Source organism: Paracoccus benzoatiresistens (genome assembly GCF_026913015.1).
Lineage (GTDB): Bacteria > Pseudomonadota > Alphaproteobacteria > Rhodobacterales > Rhodobacteraceae > Paracoccus > Paracoccus benzoatiresistens.
In genome coordinates this window covers 122,987-140,390 of sequence record NZ_JAPTYD010000002.1, presented here as the reverse complement: position 1 = coordinate 140,390, position 17,404 = coordinate 122,987, and the positions used below count along the sequence as shown (strand labels likewise).

At 67.5% G+C, this 17,404-nt stretch carries 17 protein-coding genes; 8 read left to right on the top strand and 9 right to left on the bottom strand.

Annotation, left to right across the window (positions count from 1 at the left end; all coding sequences use genetic code 11):
• Positions 1-10: 10 nt before the first annotated feature.
• The 5 genes from OU682_RS02705 to OU682_RS02685 are packed head-to-tail and all read right to left on the bottom strand — an operon-like array spanning position 11 to position 2,073.
• Positions 11-727: a flagellar hook-basal body complex protein gene (locus OU682_RS02705; RefSeq protein WP_268940526.1), complete on the bottom strand. Its 717-nt coding sequence runs from the start codon at positions 725-727 to the stop codon at positions 11-13.
• Positions 728-731: 4 nt separating this feature from the next.
• Positions 732-998 carry a flagellar biosynthetic protein FliQ gene (locus OU682_RS02700; RefSeq protein WP_268940525.1) on the bottom strand — a complete coding sequence of 89 codons (267 nt, stop codon included), beginning with the start codon at positions 996-998 and terminating at the stop codon, positions 732-734.
• Between the two features lie 2 nt (positions 999-1,000).
• On the bottom strand, positions 1,001-1,285 hold the full coding sequence (gene fliE / locus OU682_RS02695) for a flagellar hook-basal body complex protein FliE (RefSeq protein ID WP_268940524.1): 285 nt from the start codon (positions 1,283-1,285) through the stop codon (positions 1,001-1,003).
• Positions 1,286-1,297: 12 nt separating this feature from the next.
• Complete coding sequence (gene flgC / locus OU682_RS02690; protein ID WP_268940523.1) at positions 1,298-1,690, bottom strand: flagellar basal body rod protein FlgC; 393 nt, start codon at positions 1,688-1,690, stop codon at positions 1,298-1,300.
• The gene (locus OU682_RS02685; RefSeq protein ID WP_268940522.1) at positions 1,690-2,073 is read right to left on the bottom strand and encodes a FlgB family protein; all 384 of its coding nucleotides are present in this window, start codon (positions 2,071-2,073) and stop codon (positions 1,690-1,692) included. The genes flgC and OU682_RS02685 overlap by 1 nt, the downstream gene beginning before the upstream one ends.
• 85 nt (positions 2,074-2,158) lie before the next feature.
• Between OU682_RS02685 and OU682_RS02680 the strand changes: the two genes are divergently transcribed.
• Positions 2,159-3,493 carry a FliI/YscN family ATPase gene (locus tag OU682_RS02680; protein WP_268940521.1) on the top strand — a complete coding sequence of 445 codons (1,335 nt, stop codon included), beginning with the start codon at positions 2,159-2,161 and terminating at the stop codon, positions 3,491-3,493.
• Between the two features lie 111 nt (positions 3,494-3,604).
• On the top strand, positions 3,605-4,336 hold the full coding sequence (locus OU682_RS02675; protein ID WP_268940520.1) for a Crp/Fnr family transcriptional regulator: 732 nt from the start codon (positions 3,605-3,607) through the stop codon (positions 4,334-4,336).
• A gap of 12 nt (positions 4,337-4,348) precedes the next feature.
• Here OU682_RS02675 and OU682_RS02670 read toward each other — a convergent pair whose 3' ends face one another.
• Positions 4,349-5,104 (bottom strand): extensin-like domain-containing protein, encoded by a 756-nt coding sequence (locus OU682_RS02670; protein ID WP_268940519.1) that lies wholly within the window; start codon positions 5,102-5,104, stop codon positions 4,349-4,351.
• A complete protein-coding gene (locus tag OU682_RS02665) occupies positions 5,101-6,390 on the bottom strand; it encodes a L,D-transpeptidase family protein (RefSeq protein ID WP_268940518.1) in 1,290 nt (429 codons plus the stop codon). The genes OU682_RS02670 and OU682_RS02665 overlap by 4 nt, the downstream gene beginning before the upstream one ends.
• A gap of 167 nt (positions 6,391-6,557) precedes the next feature.
• Between OU682_RS02665 and OU682_RS02660 the strand changes: the two genes are divergently transcribed.
• A complete protein-coding gene (locus tag OU682_RS02660; protein ID WP_268940517.1) occupies positions 6,558-7,814 on the top strand; it encodes a TRAP transporter large permease subunit in 1,257 nt (418 codons plus the stop codon).
• On the opposite strand, the gene hutC is transcribed toward OU682_RS02660, so the two are convergent.
• A complete protein-coding gene (gene hutC / locus OU682_RS02655) occupies positions 7,811-8,497 on the bottom strand; it encodes a histidine utilization transcriptional repressor HutC (protein ID WP_268940516.1) in 687 nt (228 codons plus the stop codon). The two genes, OU682_RS02660 and hutC, sit on opposite strands and share 4 nt — an antisense overlap.
• A 258-nt stretch (positions 8,498-8,755) precedes the next feature.
• On the opposite strand from hutC, the gene OU682_RS02650 reads away from it, so the two are divergent.
• From OU682_RS02650 to OU682_RS02630, 5 genes are all read left to right on the top strand, one after another.
• Entirely contained in the window at positions 8,756-9,958 is a 1,203-nt protein-coding gene (locus OU682_RS02650; protein ID WP_268940515.1) for an MFS transporter, read from the top strand.
• Positions 9,955-11,661 (top strand): glycosyl transferase family 90, encoded by a 1,707-nt coding sequence (locus OU682_RS02645; protein WP_268940514.1) that lies wholly within the window; start codon positions 9,955-9,957, stop codon positions 11,659-11,661. Before OU682_RS02650 ends, OU682_RS02645 begins: the two co-directional genes overlap by 4 nt.
• A gap of 20 nt (positions 11,662-11,681) precedes the next feature.
• Positions 11,682-12,161 (top strand): ureidoglycolate lyase, encoded by a 480-nt coding sequence (locus OU682_RS02640; RefSeq protein ID WP_268940513.1) that lies wholly within the window; start codon positions 11,682-11,684, stop codon positions 12,159-12,161.
• A complete protein-coding gene (gene rnhB, locus OU682_RS02635; RefSeq protein WP_268940512.1) occupies positions 12,158-12,790 on the top strand; it encodes a ribonuclease HII in 633 nt (210 codons plus the stop codon). The genes OU682_RS02640 and rnhB overlap by 4 nt, the downstream gene beginning before the upstream one ends.
• Positions 12,791-12,880: 90 nt before the next feature.
• On the top strand, positions 12,881-14,011 hold the full coding sequence (locus OU682_RS02630; protein WP_268940511.1) for a site-specific DNA-methyltransferase: 1,131 nt from the start codon (positions 12,881-12,883) through the stop codon (positions 14,009-14,011).
• Between the two features lie 85 nt (positions 14,012-14,096).
• Here the strand turns inward: OU682_RS02630 and OU682_RS02625 are convergent, their stop codons facing one another.
• The gene (locus OU682_RS02625) at positions 14,097-17,381 is read right to left on the bottom strand and encodes an error-prone DNA polymerase (protein ID WP_371832197.1); all 3,285 of its coding nucleotides are present in this window, start codon (positions 17,379-17,381) and stop codon (positions 14,097-14,099) included.
• Between the last annotated feature and the right edge of the window lie 23 nt (positions 17,382-17,404).

Below are 17,404 nucleotides of genomic sequence, written 5' to 3'. Positions count from 1 at the left end.
GGGGGTCCTTTCAGCGGGTCATGACCGTGATCGTGGTGCGGATGCGCTGATCTTCGCGGTCAAGGAAGGATTGGCCCAGCTCGTAGGCGCGCTGGACCTCGATCATGCGGGTGATCTCGAAGACGGAATCGACGTTGGATTCCTCGAGAAAGCCCTGGCGGATGCGGGGGTCCTCGACCGGCTCGGGCAGGTCGTCGGTCGTGAACGAGGTGCCGCCCTGATGGGTCAGTTGCGCATCCTCGGGCGCGGTGAAGACGCCGATCCTGCTGAAGGCGACGCCATTGGCGGACAGGGTTCCGTCCGCGCCGACCGCCACGCCGCTGGCGCCTGCTGGCACGATGATCGGCGCCATGCCTTCGTCCAGCAGGCGGAAGCCGTCCGCCGTCATCAGCTCGCCCTCGGCCGAAGGAAGGAAAGCCCCCGCGCGGGTCAGGCGGTTGCCGTCCGGCGTCTCGACCAGGAAAAAGCCCTCGCCCTCGATCGCCAGGTCGTAATTGCCGCCCGTCTGGGTCAGCACGCCTTGGCCCAGGTCCAGCGTCCGGCCGCGGGCATGGGCCATGGACAGCGTGTCGCCGCTGCGGTCCAGGGCCGAGAGATGCTCGGCGAAGATCACGCCCTCGCGCCGGAAGCCGGTGGTGTTGGCGTTGGCGATGTTGTTGGCCACCACGCGCATCTCGGCCATCAGGCCCGACTGACGGGTCAGCGTCGCATAGGTCGCGTTGTCCATGGCGTCAGCTTCCCGCGATCAGGGGGATGATCTGGCCGATGTAGAAATCGGACAGGGCAGTGGTCATGAAGCTCATCGAGACCCAGAAGACGCCCAGCATCAGCCCGACCTTGGGCACGAAGGTCAGCGTCATCTCCTGGACCGAGGTCAGGGCCTGGAAAAGCCCGATCACGACGCCCGCGATCAGGGCCACGGCCAGCATCGGAGCCGAAATCCGGACCGAGATCAGCAGCGCCTGGCGCAGCATGTCGAACAGCAGCGTCTCGTCCATGCCTACACCGGCATCCGCAGGATTTCCTGGTAGGCCTCGACCACCTTGTCGCGGATGGCGACCACGGTCTCCATCGCCATCTCGGCCTCGGCGATGGTCTGGACCAGGCGGTGGGTTTCCACCTGGCCGGTCATGGCCCCGGTCGCGACCTGGTCGACCTTGCCCATCTGGGCCGCGAAATCCTCGGCGGCGTTCGACAGCGCCTGCACGGCGGGGGCGGGCTGGCCCGGCGCCACGGCGGTGCGGGCGGCGGAATAGGCAGTGGCTGCATTCAGACTGGTGAACATGGGCGACCCTTTCTAGCGACGCAGAAGTTCCAGAAGCGACGCGCCCATCTGGCGCGTCTGCTCGAACATTTTCAGGTTGGCCTCGTAGCTGCGGCCTGCCTCGCGGGAATCCGCGATCTCGATCACCAGATCGACGTTCGAGCCGAGGTAGTAGCCATCCTCGTCCGCCAGCGGATGCGAGGGATCGTAGAGGCGCGGCAGCTCGCCCTGGTCCAGCCGCGGCTTCGATGCCTCGACCTCTCCGGTCGGGCGGCCGAAGCGCACCGCTTCCTCGAAGGTGACCAGCTTGCGGCGATAGCCGGGCGTGTCGGCATTGGCGATGTTCTCGGCCGTGTGGCGCATGCGTTCGCCCTGGGCGCGCATGCCCGATGCAGACAGGTGCAGGGCGGATACGGACCGGTCCATCACGCCCTCCGCCCGATGCTGGTGCGCATCAGATCCAAGGCCGAGCTGTAGATGCCAAGCGACAGGTCGTGGCTGCGCTTGACCTCGGCCCCCTTCAGCATCTCCTCCTCCAGCGAAACGGAGTTGCCGTTGGGCGACACGCCGGTTTCGGCCAGCGTGCGGCGGTCGGCGGGAGACCAGTCGGGGGCGGCCAGGTGGCGCGGATCGGTGGTGCGCAGCGGTTCGGACGCCGCGCGGTAGCTGTCGGTGAAGGAGGCCACGTCCTCGGCCTTGAAGCCGGGGGTGTCGGCATTGGCGATATTGCGGGCGACGGCGATCTGCCGCTGGCTCGCATGATGGCCCAGGGCACGGGCCATGCGCATCATTTCGATCTTTTCAAACATGAGGCTTCTCCTCATTGGCGATAACTCGGTCTTAACCGCGATTCGTTTAGAAACCGTTTGCGGCTTGAAAAAACGGAGGGCAGGGATGGACCAGTTGACCTCGATCGCGGCGCGGATCGCCGATCTGCGCATTGCCCGGCATTTCGGCCGGGTGCATTCGATGCAGGCCGGCCTGATCCGGGTCGAGGGGCTGAACAGCCATGCGTCGGTCGGTGACAGGGTGCTGATTTCCCTGCAGAAAGGAAAGGTGACGGGCGAAGTGGTGGGGCTTGCGCCGCGCCATGCCGATGTGCTGCCCGAGGGCGACACCGAAGGGCTGTCGGTCGGGGCCGAGGTCGAGCTGCTGTTCGCCCCGACCATCGCCCCCTGCAATGCCTGGGTCGGGCGAATCATCGACCCCCTGGGCCAGCCGCTGGACGGCCGCCCCCTGCCCATGGGCCGCGAGCCGCGCCCTTATCGCAGCGAGGCCCCGCCCGCAGTTTGCCGCAAAAGGTTGGGCGCGCGCCTTTCAACAAGCTTCGCCGTCTTCGACACGCTGCTGCCGCTGGTCACGGGCCAGCGGATCGGGCTGTTCGCCGGATCGGGCGTCGGCAAGTCAACGCTGCTGTCAGGCTTGGCCAGGGGCGTGCAGGCCGATGTCGTGGTCATTGCCATGATCGGCGAACGGGGACGCGAGCTGCGCGAATTCGTCGAAAAGACCCTGGGACCCGAGGGGATGGCGCGGGCGGTGATCGTGGCCGCGACCTCGGACCGTTCGCCCCTGATCCGGCGGCGCTGTGCCTGGGCCGCGATGGCGGTGGCCGAGCATTTCCGCGATCAGGGCCGCCACGTGCTGTTCCTGGCCGATTCGATCACCCGCTTTGCCGAGGCGCACCGCGAGATCGCCCTGGCCGCGGGGGAACCTCCCAGCTACCGGGGCTTTCCGCCCTCGGTCTCGAACCTGATCATGGCCCTGGCCGAGCGGTCGGGGCCGGGTGTCGAAGGGACGGGCGACATCACCGGCATCTTCAGCGTGCTGGTCGCGGGGTCGGATATGGAGGAGCCGGTGGCCGACATCCTGCGCGGCACCCTTGACGGCCACGTGGTGCTGGATCGCACGATTGCTGAGCGCGGACGCTTTCCGGCGATCGACGTGGTCAGATCCGTGTCACGGTCCCTGCCCGATGCCGCCACCGCCGACGAGAACAGGATGATCGGCAAGGCCAGGGCTGCCCTTGGCGCCTATGCCGAGTCCGAACTGATGATTCGGGCAGGCCTTTACGCGCCCGGCTCGGATCCCCGCCTGGACGAGGCCGTAAGGCTTTTTCCACAACTCGACGATTTCGTGACGCGGAAGGCGGCAGGGGTCCCGGAAAGTTTTGTGGAACTTGCCGCGGCATTGCGGGTTCAAGGCAATCTGCGTCAGCCCGCGCGAAGTTGAGCAGGGCGGCAAGCGGTTGAGTTCGCTTAATGAATGTTAGGTTGAAGAACCCGCCCATTGCGCCGTGCAACGCGATTTGCAACTGTCTTCTGCCAAAACAAGGGGACGGAATTGGCAATCACCGAATATTTTGTCCGTTATCTTCAGTTGCGTGACAATCTGTCCCCCCAGGATCTGGAACGCCTCCGGTCGATCAAGACGGAGCATGCCAGCTTTGCCGCGGGTGAGGTGATGGTTCCGGCCGGCAGCAGCCCGACCGGCTGCTGCATGATGCTGCGTGGAATATCCGCGCGGTCGAATCGACTGGTTGGCCGGCCCGACGACCGCGTGATCACGGCGCTGCACGTGCCGGGCGACTTTGTCGATCTTCATTCCTTCGTCCTGTCCAGGCTGGACCATTCCATCATTGCCGTCGGGCCTGTCGAGGCGGAATTCATCGACCATTCCGAACTGGCCGAGATTTCCAGGAATTTTCCCCATCTGACCCGGCTTCTGTGGATGGCGACGCTGATCGATGCGGCGATCCACCGGCAATGGCTGGTCGCCGCGGCATCGCTGCGGTCCAGCGCGCATCTGGCCCATCTTCTGTGCGAGGTTTACACGCGCCTGAACGCCGTGGGCGTTGCCGCGGACGGGCAGTTCCAACTGCCGCTGCTGCAGCGCGAACTGGCGGATATCCTTGGCTATTCGCCGATCCATGTGAACCGCGCGGTTCGCGACCTGCGGGATCGCGGCCTGATCCGCTGGTCGGGATCCGACATCACCATCGTGGACTGGAAAGGGCTGGTGCTGCTGGCGCGCTTCGATCCGTCCTATCTGGATCTGGAGCGGGTCAGCCGCTGACGCCGATACGCTTCATTGGCACAGCCGCCAGCCACCGCGCCGGGCAGCGACGTCCAGATGCAGGTGGTCGTCATGCGCCTCGTTCGAGCCGGGGCCAAGCACCGTGGTGAAGAACAGGCAGCCGGCTGCGCGGATGGTGCGCTGGAACGCCTCGGGCAGGTCGCCCGTATCGGCGCGCGGCTGGATCAGCAGCGGCTCGGCCCCGTCGAACTGGATGGCGGCGATGTCGATGGCGTTGCCAAGCGCGTGCTCGGACAGTTTCGGGCGTTCCTCTCCGGTGCCGATGCGCGGGCGGCAGTCATAGGTCGTGCCCAGTTGCAGTCCGGTGACGCGCGGCGCCCCCGGCAGCATGGCCGCCGCCGGGCGCAGGAAGTCGCGCGCCCAGAAGCCAAGCCCCCGGGCCGTGTCGCAGCGCATCACGGCGCCGCCTTCCAGAACCAGGTCGGGCAGGATCCGGTCCACCCTGATCGGCCGGGCGATGCCGCAGTCGGGGTCCTCGGGGTCGGTGATGGGCGGCTGGTCGGCATGGACCGCGCCCAGATAGGACAGCGCCAGCTTGCAGGCGGCAAGCTCCTGATCGGTTTCGCGCAGCATCCACCAGGCAGGGGGCGGGGGTGGGCCGAACATCTCAGCCGCCGGGGGTGTGGCTTCGGCCGCTGCCTCGGGCGGGGGCGCGGCCTCCTCGGGCCGTTCGGGCGGGCGGTCCTGCGCGGTGGCGGGGGACAGCGTCACGGCCAGCGCCAGCAGGATCGCGCCCGCCCGGATCATGGCTGTTCCGCGACGGGCGGAACGACAAAGCCGTCGGGCAGGGCGCCGGTCAGCGCCTCGGACAGCGGATCGGCCGGCAGGGCCTCTGCGTCCTCCTCGGTCGTGTTCTCGTAGACCGGCTCGGGCCGGGCGCGCTTGGCGGCCAGCGGATCCGGGTAATCAAGCTGCTCTTCCGGCGCGGCGGTCGCGGCGGGCTCTGCCGCGGTCGCGGCGGGTGTCACGACCTCGGGGGTTTCCAGCGGCTCGGCCGGCGGGGTCTCGGCCGCTGCGGCTCCGGTGGCGTCGGCGATGGTGACGCCTGCGGGCAGGAACTCGACCTTGGTGGTGTTGGCCTTGACCATATGCGCCAGTTCCTCGGCGTCCCAGTTGGTCAGCCGCACGCAACCCATGGACTGGTTGCGGAACAGTTGCGAGGGCGTGGGCGTGCCGTGGATGCCATAGGTCGGCTTGGACAGCCCGATCCAGACGGTGCCCACCGGCGCGTTCGGTCCCGGCGGCACCACCAGCACCTTGTCGTTGTCGCCCTGCTGGAAGTTCTTCTTCGGGTCATAGGTATAGTTCGGGTTCAGCGCGACCGTCGCCACATGGTGGTTGCCCGAGGGCGAAGGCGTGGCCGACGACCCGATCGTCGCCGGAAAGTCCACCAGCAGCCTGCCATTGGCGTCAAAGCCCGCCACCCGGCGCGTGTTCACGTCCACCAGGATGCGCGCAACGGTGCCGCGCATCCGGGATCCCGGATTGATGACCTTGATCGTGGCGCCCGGAACCAGGTCGATGCCGGGATTCAGGAGGGCGATGAACTTCTCGTCCATGTGGAAGCGCTCGCCCAGGCGTTCGGCGACGCTGGTATGGGCCATGGCAGGCATCTTCGCCTTTTCGGCATAATCGGTCGGAATCGACTCGGCCAGACCCTCGGCATCCTCGGCCGTGATCGTATAGTCCTGGGTGGCGGGCTGCGCGGCAAAGGATTGCAGCAGGTTCCAGACATGCGGATCCATCACCCCGTCGATGGGCAGGCCGGACCGCCGCTCGAAGGCCATGATCGCGCTCTGGCTCATGCCGCCCTTGAAGCCGTCGATCACGCCGGGCGAGATCCCGGACCTGTCCAGCAGCACCTGCACCTTGGTCGTCAGGGCCGAGCGGCCCGGGGGAAGATCGCCGCCGTTGTAGCTTGCGGCCTCCACATCGGCCGCCAGGAAGGGCTTGTCGGTCCGGGCTTGCACAGGCACGGCACAAAGCGACGCAAGCACCAGGGCAAGCGGGAATCGGGGCAAAAGGCGCGGCATGGGAGTCTCCGTCGGCATGGGCGCAGCATTGGGGGTCTTGCGCGAAATCGCCAGATAGACCGGCGGTCACATTTCGGTCAATTCCCGTTTGAGTTCGCCGCCCCCGCGGCATAGCCTGCCGCCAGCGAAGCATATCCGGGGACAGGGTGACGGGCGAGGGAATGGGGATGGCCGGCCTGGCCGCGATGGCGGCGGCGGTCCTGCTGACGGCCCTGCGCATGCCGGTCGCCCTGGCGCTGATGCTGGCGGCCGGCGCCGGGCTGGCCTGGTCGGGAAGCCTGGATCGGGCCTGGCCGCCGGTGGCGGCGCTGTTGTCGGCGCCCGACCTTTTGCTGGTCCCGCTGGTCCTGATGCTGGGAAACACCGCCTTTTACGCGGGCTTTGCCACGCGCGTGCATGACGCGGCAGCGGTGATCCTGCAAGAGCGGCGCGGCGGTCTTGCCCTGGCGGCGATCGGGGGCTGCGCGGGCTTTGCCGCGACATCGGGATCATCCCTGGGCTGCGCCGCCACCATGTCGCGCATCGCCATTCCCCCGATGCTGCGCGCGGGTCATGATCCGGGTCTGGCCGGGGCCTCGGTCGCCATGGGCAGCACGCTTGGCGCGCTGCTGCCACCGTCGATGCTGCTGATCGTCTGGGGGCTGCTGTCGGGCACGCCGGTGGGCGCGATGTTCCTGGCGGGGCTGCTGCCTGCGCTTCTGTCGTTAGCGGGGATGGTCGCGGTTGTCCTGTGGTGGGTTTGGCGCGATCCGCAAGCCGCGCCCCTGCCGCAGCCCCTGGCCATCACGCCGACCGCTGCGCTGCGCGCGGTCTGGCCGGCGCCGGTTCTTTTCGCGATCCTGGTCGGAGGTATCCATTACGGTTCGTTGACCCCGGTGGCCGCTGTGGCGATCTGCCTGGCCTTGACGCTGGCCTTTGGCCTGGTCCAGCACCGCCTGACGCCCGAGGCGCTGTGGCTGGCCCTGCGCGAGACCCTGGAGCAGACCGCCAGGATCGTGCTGCTGCTGATCGCCGCGCGGCTGTTCCTGTCCTTTCTGGATACCACCGGCATTCCCGCCTCGCTGGCGGACTGGGCGGCCGAAAGCCTGCCTCGCTTGGCGGTCCTTGCCCTGCTTGGCCTGACATGCATGGCCCTGGGGCTGGTGGCCGAGCCCGTGGCGATGCTGGTCCTGCTCATGCCCTTCGTGCTGGCGCTGGCGGAATCATGGGGCCTTGACGCCGTCTGGGCCGGGATCGTCCTGGTCAAGCTGGTGGAAATCGCGCTGATCCTGCCGCCCTACGGGCTGATCGTCACCGTTGTCGCCACGGCCATCAGGACCATCCCGTCCGGCACGATCCTTGCGGGGGTCGCGCGGTTCCTGTTCGCGGACCTTCTGGTCCTGGCCGCGCTGGCGCTGTTCCCGGCCTTGGCCAGCTGGCCCTAATCCTCGGACACCAGCCGGTGCTGCGGCGGATAGGACTGGCGGGCGAAGGACACGGGGGTCGTATCGCTCCAGTTCGTGCGCTCGATCGTCAGGACGGGGGTGCCTTCGTCGATCCCCAGATGGCGCGCGCAATCGCCGCTGGCCGCATCCGCCAGAATCGAGAACCGGCCATGGGTCAGCGCCACCTGGCTTGCCAGCCATTCATGGGCAGACTGGTGTTCCACGTCCTGTCGGGTCAGCGGCGGCAAGATCCGCGGATTGAGCCAGATCGCCTCGCAGCAATGGGGCTGGCCGTCGGCGGTATAGGTCGCCTTGACCCGCACCAGCTCCTCGCCCGGAGAAACCTGCAAGGCGTGCGCGGCAGCCTCGGTCGGCAGGCAGGTCGTGAAGCCGGACAGGCGATAGTCATAGACGGCGCCCATGGCCTCGATCTCGGTGCGGATCGCAGGCATGTCCAGCACCGTGCGCCGGGCCGAGGTCGCGGCCACGCGCGTGCCGACCTTGCGCCGCCGTTCGATGATGCCGCTGTCGGCCAATTCGCGCAGCGCCCGGTTCACGGTGGCGCGCGCGCAGCCTAGGCTGACCGCCAGTTGCTGTTCGGTGGGGATCAGTTCGCCGGGTGGCCATTCCCGGCTCCGGATCCGTTCCAGAACATCCGCGCGGACCGATTGCCACGTGTTCATGCGCCTGCCGCTGCCAGACGCGCCTGATGCGCGCAGCGACCGGACAAGGTTTCCGGGTATCTTTGCCATTTTTAAACTATGAAACTCGAAACATATAACCCGCCTAATGTCGTAAACAGTTGACGCAAAAGGAAGCTGTCCAAATCGACAGTGACGGGTTCAGGGATCGCGCATCGCTGTGGCGGCAGGCGACAGTCCGCTTGCACCCTGCGATGCGGCTGCTATTGCATGATCTGCAGGTTTATCGCAGGGGGAACGATGCGCGCCGACGCCACCACCGCCGATCCCGGGGCAGCCGCTGGCACAGCCTGGGGCATCCTGACCGCGATCAGCCTGTGCCACATGATCAACGACGTGATGCAGTCGATGCTGGCGGCCATCTATCCGCTGCTGCGGGTCGAATTCTCGCTGACCTATGCGCAGATCGGGGTGATGACCTTCGCCTTCCAGGTCACGGCATCGCTGCTGCAGCCGCTGATCGGCATGGCGACCGATCGGCATCCGCAGCCCCGCTCGCTGCCCTTCGGCATGGCCTCGACCTTCTGCGGGGTGCTGATGCTGGCCTTTGCGCATCATTACGCAATGCTGCTGGCGGGGGCGATGCTGATCGGGGTCGGGTCGGCGGTGTTTCATCCCGAAAGCTCGCGCGTGGCGCGTCTGGCGTCTGGCGGGCGGTTCGGGACGGCACAGTCGCTGTTCCAGATGGGCGGCAACTTCGGCCAGTCGCTGGGACCGCTGCTGGCGGCCTTCATCGTGGTGCCGCTGGGACGCCCGGCGGTGGCGTGGTTCGCCGTGGCCGCAGCCCTTGGCGGCGCGCTTCTGTGGCATGTGGGCCACTGGGCCGAGGGGCGCCGCCGCGCCGCCACCGCGCGCGCCGACACCACGCTGCGCTATCGGCGCGACATCGTGATCCGGTCCATCGCCGTGCTGGCGATCCTGACCTTCACGAAGAACATCTATACCGCCTCGATGAGCAGCTATTTCACCTTCTTCACCATCGAGAAGTTCGGGCTGGGCGCGCAGGGCGCGCAGATCATGCTGTTCCTGTTCCTGGGCGGCATGGCCGCGGGCGTGATCCTGGGCGGCATCATCGGCGACCGGATCGGGCCGCTGCGGGTGATCTGGTTCTCGATCCTGGGGGTGCTGCCCTTCACGCTGCTGCTGCCTCATGTCGGGCTGGTGGCGACGGGGGTGCTGGCCATCATCATCGGGCTGATCCTGGCATCGGCCTTTCCGGCCATCGTGGTCTTCGCGCAGGAACTGGTGCCGGGCCGGACCGGCACCATCGCCGGGCTGTTCTTCGGCTTTTCCTTCGGCATGGGCGGCATCGCGGCCGCCGCCTTGGGCGTGCTGGCCGACGCGCAGGGGATCGAGCGCGTGTTCCTTGTCTGCTCGTTCCTGCCGATCCTGGGGATCCTGACGATCTTCTTGCCGCGGCGGGGGCGTCTGATCGGCGGATGACGGCTGCGCCGCTGTTCTTCCACATCAGCCCTGATGGGTGCGGCGAGGCGCGGCTGGCCCGGCTGTTCCGCCGCAACGGCCATGCCGCGATCTGCCACGACAACGGGCGGCTGGCCGAGGATATCCTGTTCTCCAGGGCCGGCGGCGGCGATGCGCTGCGCCACTGGCCGGGAACCGTGCTGTTCTCGGGCCTTTACCGCCACGCCCCGCATTGGCGCCCGCCGCTGGAGGCGTGGCTGCATTTCCCCTGGCTGGCCGCCCGCTTTCCACAGGCCCGCTTCATCCTGGCCCTGCGGCGCCCCGAGGACTGGATCCTCGCCCGCCTGACCCGCGACGGCGGCGCCGTCGCGGGCTGCCATGCCCATCACCGCGGCTGCGACACGGCCGACCTGCCCGACCTGTGGGAGGCTGACTGGCACGCCCATCTGACCGCCGTCGATGCCTTCTTTGGCGGCGATCCCCGCCTGATCCGCGTCGATCTGGACCGCGAAACGCCCGCCGATCTGGCTGCACGGCTGGATCCGCTGCTGCCGATGCCAAATCCCGGCCTGCAGCAGGGCTGGTTCCCCGCCCCAAAGGGACCCCCCGCCGATCTTGTCGGGCTTCTGGCCAAGCCTGCCGCCGAACAGGTCGATCCCGCCTATGTCGAAGACGTGGCCGCCTTCTGCCTGCGCGGCCTTGAACCGGCTGCGGGCGAGGAGGGCGGACTGTCGGAATATTTTTCCACATGGGACGGGCGAGGCGTCGTAAGCAACCGCCACGGCGCCCCCCGCCGCATTGCGGTGCAGGACCGGCTTGCGGTCTCGGCCCCGGACCGGCCTTTCAAGATCATCCGGGCCGAAGGGGTCATCAACGACGCCCTGCGCCTTGGCCGCCCCATGGCCCTGCGCATCGACATGGAGGATTCGCGCTGGTTCGGCTCGCCCCAAGGCGATCCGCTGGCTGCCCCGGTCTTGTGCCACAACCGTCGCGCAGGCGCGCGGAATGCGGTGCTGTGGCCCTTGCCCGACCAGCACAGCATCGGCCTGCCGGGCTTCGATCCCAAAGCCGTGCCTGACCCGATCCCGTGGGAAGACAAGCTGGACCAGGTCGTCTGGCGGGGCATGATCTCGGGCAGCGAAATGACGGGGGGCGTCAGGCCCGGCCCGGCCTCGCATGCCATCCTGCGGGATCTGGCCGAGGCGGGGGATGATCCTGCCCGGCGGCAGGCGGCCTGGGGCCGCCTGTGCAACACCAACCGCCTGGCCTTCCTGCGGCGCTGGTGGGGGCACCCCGACTTCGACCTGGGCGTGGTGATGGCCTGGGGCTGGCGCGATTTCGCCCGCGACCCGCTGCTGGCGCCTTATTGCACACCACGCCAGGACCGGGCCTTCTTCCGGCGCTTTCGCTATCAGCTGTGCCTGACGGGCTATGACCACGGCTCGAACTTCATTGGCGCCATCGACGGCCAGTCGGTGCTGCTGGCCGAGGAGGACGGGTGGGAGGTCTTCTATTCAGGCCGCTTCCAGCCGTGGAAACACTATATCCCGCTGGAACGCTATTGCGTCGACATCGCCGAAAAGCTGGCCTGGGCGCGCGAAAATCCCGGTGAATGCAAGGCCATGGCTGCTGCCGCACGGGCCGAGGCCGCGTTGCTGCGCCGCCCCGCCACGCGCCGGGCGATCATGGCGCGCATCCTCGACGGGCTGGCGGCGGCGGGCTAGAACACGGGTCGGAGGACCCCATGACCACGATCCGCATCGAACCCGTCACGCCCGAGGCCTTCGCCCCCTTCGGCGAATTGCTGACCCCGCGGCCCACGCCCGACCGCATGATCAACGCCGGCCGCTGCGAACGCCACCACGCCCTTGCCACCGTGGAACGCGCAGGGGGCGAGGCGATCATCTCGATCTTCCGCAGCGAAGCCGTCAGCCTGCCCCATGACTGCACGCTGCTGGAACGCCATCCGCTGGGCAGCCAGGCCTTCATGCCGCTGGGGCAGGACCCCTGGATGTCGGTCGTGGCGCCGGACGATGGCGGCAAGCCCGGCCAGCCGCGCGCTTTCCTGGTGCCTGCGGGCATGGGCGTGAACCTGCGCGCTGGCGTCTGGCACGGCGTGCTGACCCCCCTGGACCGGCCCGCGGATTTCCTGGTCGTGGACCGGGAAGGCGAGGGCGTGAACCTTGAAGAGGTCACCATCGCCCCTGTAACCATCACCGCATGATTCTGCCCGATTTCAGCTTCGAACTGGCCGCCCTGGCCCGTGGCGCCCGCCGCATCGCGGGCGTGGACGAGGTCGGGCGCGGACCCCTTGCCGGACCCGTCACCGCCGCAGCCGTGGTGCTGGACCCCGACAACATCCCCGAGGGGCTGAACGATTCAAAGAAGCTGACGGCAAAACGGCGCGAAGCCCTGGCCGAATGGCTGGCCGCCAATTGCGACCATTGCATCATCCATGTCGGCGTCGAGGAGATCGACCGCCTGAACATCTATCACGCCGCGCATCTGGCGATGTGCATGGCGATCGCAGGGTTGCGGACACGGCCCTGCCATGTGCTGGTCGATGGCAACCGCGTGCCCCGCGACCTGTCCTGCCCGGGCGAGGCCATCGTGAAGGGCGATGCGCGCTGCGTGACCATCGCCGCGGCCTCCATTCTGGCCAAGGTGGCGCGCGACCGGCTGATGGTGGATTTGGCGCAACAACATCCCGGATACGGCTGGGAGGCCAATGCAGGTTACGCCACGCCCGCCCACAAGCAGGCGCTGCTAGATTTGGGCGTCACCCCCTATCATAGGCGTTCGTTCGAGCCGGTCCACAACATCTTGTGTAAAGCCCTAGAGGCAAGCTCTTGATTCAAAAAAGAAATTGACGCCGATTCGGGTCTGAATCATTTTAACGGGATACCAGACCGGCCCAAGCCGGCATTTTCCCCTGAGGCAAAGATGATCAAGACCAAGGATCAGCGCATGGCAGCCGCGCGACCGTTACCCCTGAACCAGATTCTGGCAGGCGATTGCATCGAGATGATGAACGCGCTTCCAGAAGCCAGCGTGGACCTGATCTTTGCCGATCCCCCCTATAACCTGCAATTGCGCGGCGACCTGCACCGGCCCGACAATTCCAAGGTCGATGCGGTCGATGACCATTGGGACCAGTTCTCGAACTTTGCCTCCTACGACGCCTTTACCCGCGACTGGCTGGCCGCCGCGCGACGCCTGCTGAAGCCCCACGGGGCGATCTGGGTCATCGGCAGCTATCACAACATCTTCCGCGTGGGGGCCGAGCTTCAGAACCAGGGCTTCTGGATCATGAACGACGTGATCTGGCGCAAGTCGAACCCGATGCCGAACTTCCGCGGCAAGCGGCTGACCAACGCCCATGAAACCCTGATCTGGGCCTCGAAATCCGAATCCTCGAAATACACCTTCAACTACGAGGCGCTGAAATCGCTGAACGAAGGCACGCAGATGCGGTCGGACTGGGTGATCCCGATCTGCAACGGCGGCGAAAGGCTGAAGGACGCGGCGGGCGACAAGGCCCATCCGACCCAGAAGCCCGAGGCGCTGCTGCACCGCGTCATCATCGGCACCACCAATCCGGGTGACGTGGTGCTGGACCCCTTCTTCGGCACCGGCACCACCGGCGCGGTGGCCAAGATGCTGGGCCGCGACTTCATCGGGATCGAGCGCGAGGAAGCCTATCGCACGGTTGCGGAAAAGCGCATCGGCCGCATCCGCCGCCTGGATGCCGAGGCCCTGGCCACCACCCGCGCCAAGCGGGCCGAGCCGCGCATCCCCTTCGGCCAGGTGATCGAGCGGGGCATGCTGCGCCCGGGCGAAGAGCTTTACTCCATGAACAACCGCCACAAGGCCAAGGTCCGCGCCGATGGCAGCCTGATCGGCAATGACGTCAAGGGCTCGATCCACCAGGTCGGCGCCGCGCTGGAAGGCGCGCCAAGCTGCAACGGCTGGACCTATTGGCATTACCGGCGCGAAGGCAAGATGATCCCGATCGACATCCTGCGCCAGCAGATCCGGGCCGAGATGGAAGGCGAGGTATCCCGCCCCAATTGAATTCACGGCGTTCGCCAAGTTCCCCCGGCTGCCGCCATAGGGGAACTGACTTGCCCCGCCATCCTGAATGGCGGGGTTTTTTCCGTCAGTGGAAGTCCCGGCTGGGGAAAAGCCGCCTGGCCTGGTCGCGCGGATGCTGCGCGCCCGCCGCGCCAGGGTCCAGGCGCGGCGCATCGTCGGCGGGGGCGTGCCTTGCTCCGATCATCCCGTCCAGCGGATGGCCCAGTTGGGCCAGCCTGTGGGACAGATCCTCGACCTGTTCGGCGATCAGGTGGACAACGAGGCCTTCGCGCTGCAGGGGCCCGGTGACGCGCAGAAGTCGGCCCCCCATGACGGCGCGGCGGAACTGCTGGAAGACCCGGTCCCAGACCACGACGTTGGACACGCCGGTTTCATCCTCCAGCGTCAGGAAGATGACGCCCGATGCCGTGCCGGGACACTGCCGGGTGATCACCAGCCCGCAAACCGTTGTCCGCCGCAGGGGCGCGCGGATCAGGTCGGCATGGGGGGTCAGGCCGGGGATCGCCGGGCGCAGCAGCTCCATCGGATGGGCGCGCAGCGTCATGCGGGTCGAGACGTAATCCTCGACCACCTCCTCGCCCAGATGCATGACGGGCAGGTCCACGGGCGTTTCGCGCAGGCCCTCGCCATCCAGCGGATCGGAAAACAGCGGCAGCGGCGCGGGCGCGCGGATCGCACGGATCGCCCACAGCGCGTCGCGCCGGGTCAGGCCCATGCCGGCAAAGGCATCCGCCTCGGCCAGGCGTTCCAGGGTGGCGGCGGCCAAGCCGGTGCGCAGCCACAGGTTCTCGGGGTCGGGATAGCCGTTGCCGCGGTCGCGCGCGATAGCCAGGGCATCCGACTGGCGCAGGCCCTTGATCTGGCGGAATCCAAGCCGCAGCGCCAGCACTCCGTCCGGGCGTCGTTCCAGCGTGTTGTCCCAGATGCTGCGGTTGACGCAGATGGGGCGCACCTCGATCCCGTGGTCGCGAAGGTCGCGGACGATTTGCGCTGGGGCATAGAACCCCATCGGCTGGCTGTTCAGGAGCGCACAGCCAAAGACCGCCGGGTGATGGCATTTGAGCCAGGACGACACATAGGTCAGCATCGCGAAGGCGGCGGCGTGGCTTTCGGGGAAGCCATATTCGGCGAAGCCCTCGATCTGGGAAAAGCATCGTTCGGCAACCTCGCGGCTGTAATTGTTGTTCATCATCCCGCCGATGAAGGTTTCGCGATGCTGGTCGATCGTGCCCATGCGGCGGAAGGACGCCAGCGACCGGCGCAGCTTGTCGGCCTCCTCGGCCGAATAGCCCGCGCCCATCTGGGCGATCTGCAGCGCCTGCTCCTGGAAAAGCGGCACGCCGAGGGTGCGGCTGGTGATGGCCTCCAGTTCGGGGCCGAAGGGTTCCGGTTTCTCCAATCCCATGCGGCGCCGGATATAGGGGCGGACCATGCCGCCCTGGATGGGGCCGGGGCGGACAATGGCGACCTCGATCACCAGGTCATAGAAAACGCGCGGCTTCATCCGGGGCAGGAAGTTCATCTGCGCGCGGCTTTCGACCTGAAAGACCCCGATGGCATCGGCGCGGCACAGCATGTCGAAGGTGGCGGGATCCTCCTCGGGGACGGTGGCCAGGGTGTAATCCTCGTCCTCGTGCTGACGCAGCAGGTCGAAGGCCTTGCGGATGCAGGTCAGCATCCCCAGGCTCAGCACATCGACCTTGAGGATCCGCAGCGCATCGATGTCGTCCTTGTCCCACTCGATGCAGGTCCGATCGGCCATCGCGGCATTCTCGATGGGACAAAGCTCGTCCAGCCGCCCCTGGGTGATGACGAAGCCGCCGACATGCTGGGACAGGTGGCGGGGAAAGCCGATGATTTCGCGGATCAGCGCAATGGTCCGGGCAAGCCGATCCTCATCAAGGTCAAGGCCCACCTGGCGCAGGTCCTCCTCCTTTATCCCCTTGCTGGAAATGCCCCAGACCATGCCCGACAATGTGGCGATCATGTCCTGCGACAGGCCCATGACCTTGCCGACCTCCCGGATCGCGTTGCGGGTGCGGAAGTGGATCACCGTGGCGCAAAGCCCCGCCCGGTCGCGGGTATATCTGTCGTAAATCCACTGGATCACCTCCTCGCGCCGTTCGTGTTCGAAATCCACGTCGATATCGGGCGGCTCGCCTCGGTGGCGGGAAATGAAGCGCTCGAACACCATGCCGATCCTGTCGGGATGGACATCGGTGATGCCAAGCGCCCAGCAGATGATCGAATTGGCGGCGGACCCGCGTCCCTGGCACAGGATGTTCCCGGACCGCGCCTCGGTCACGATGTCATGGACGGTCAGGAAATAGGGGGCGTAGCCAAGTTCGGCCACGACACCCAGTTCCTTTTCCAGAAGGTCGGAATGGCGCCGGGAAATGCTGCCCTTGTTGCGCCGCGCCAAACCCTCGCGCGTCAGCCGTTCCAGGCGTTGCTGAGGCGGCTCGCCATCCGCGATCTCGTGCGGATAGTCGAAGGACAGCTGCCCCAGGTCGAACCCGCAGCGGGCCGCGATCTCGACCGTCCGCCTGACCGCGGCGGGGTGGCGGTGGAACAGGCGGGCCATGTCGGCGGCGCCCTTCAGGCGGCGTTCGGCATTGGGCAGGGCGCGGGTGCCGATGGCGTCGATGGTGATCCCTTCGCGCAGGCAGGTCAGCACGTCGGCCAGCGGGCGGCGGGCGGCGCGGTGCATCAGCACGTCGCCCACGGCCACCATGGGGGCCGAAACGCGCTGCGCCAGCCCCGCGCAGGCGTCGAACCAGTCCTGGTCCGTGCCGTCATAGCGGGGCACCGCGCCCAGGAAGACATCGCCCGGAAAGCGCCGCCGCAGCGCCTGGACCGGCGCTAGGGCTTGGCCCAGATCGGCGGGGGGCAGGGCGATCAGGATCATGCCCCGGCAGCCATCGGCCAGATCGGCCAGGGACAGGTCGCATTTCCCCTTGGCCGCGCGGCGCTTGCCCAGCGTCAGCAGGCGCGACAGGCGCTGATACGCGGGCTTGTCGGTGGGCAGGGCCAGCCAGTCCACGGGGCAGTCCCGCAGCACCAGCCGCGCACCCACGATCAGCTTGGGAAGCCTTGGCATCGGCTGACAGGGCAGGTCCTGCGGCTGGCCGATTTCCTGCCGCGAACAGGGGTCGATCTGCGTGGTGGAGCGGATGCGCAGGCTTTTTTCCGCCTCGGCGGCCAGATCGCGCAGCGCCGACCAGGCCCGGACCACGCCGGCCAGGGAATTGCGGTCGGTGATGGCGATGGCCTCCAGCCCCAGTTCGGCGGCGCGCAGCACCAGTTCCTCGGGGTGCGAGGCGCCGGTCAGGAAGGTGAAGTTGGTCATCACCCCCAGTTCGGCATAGCGGG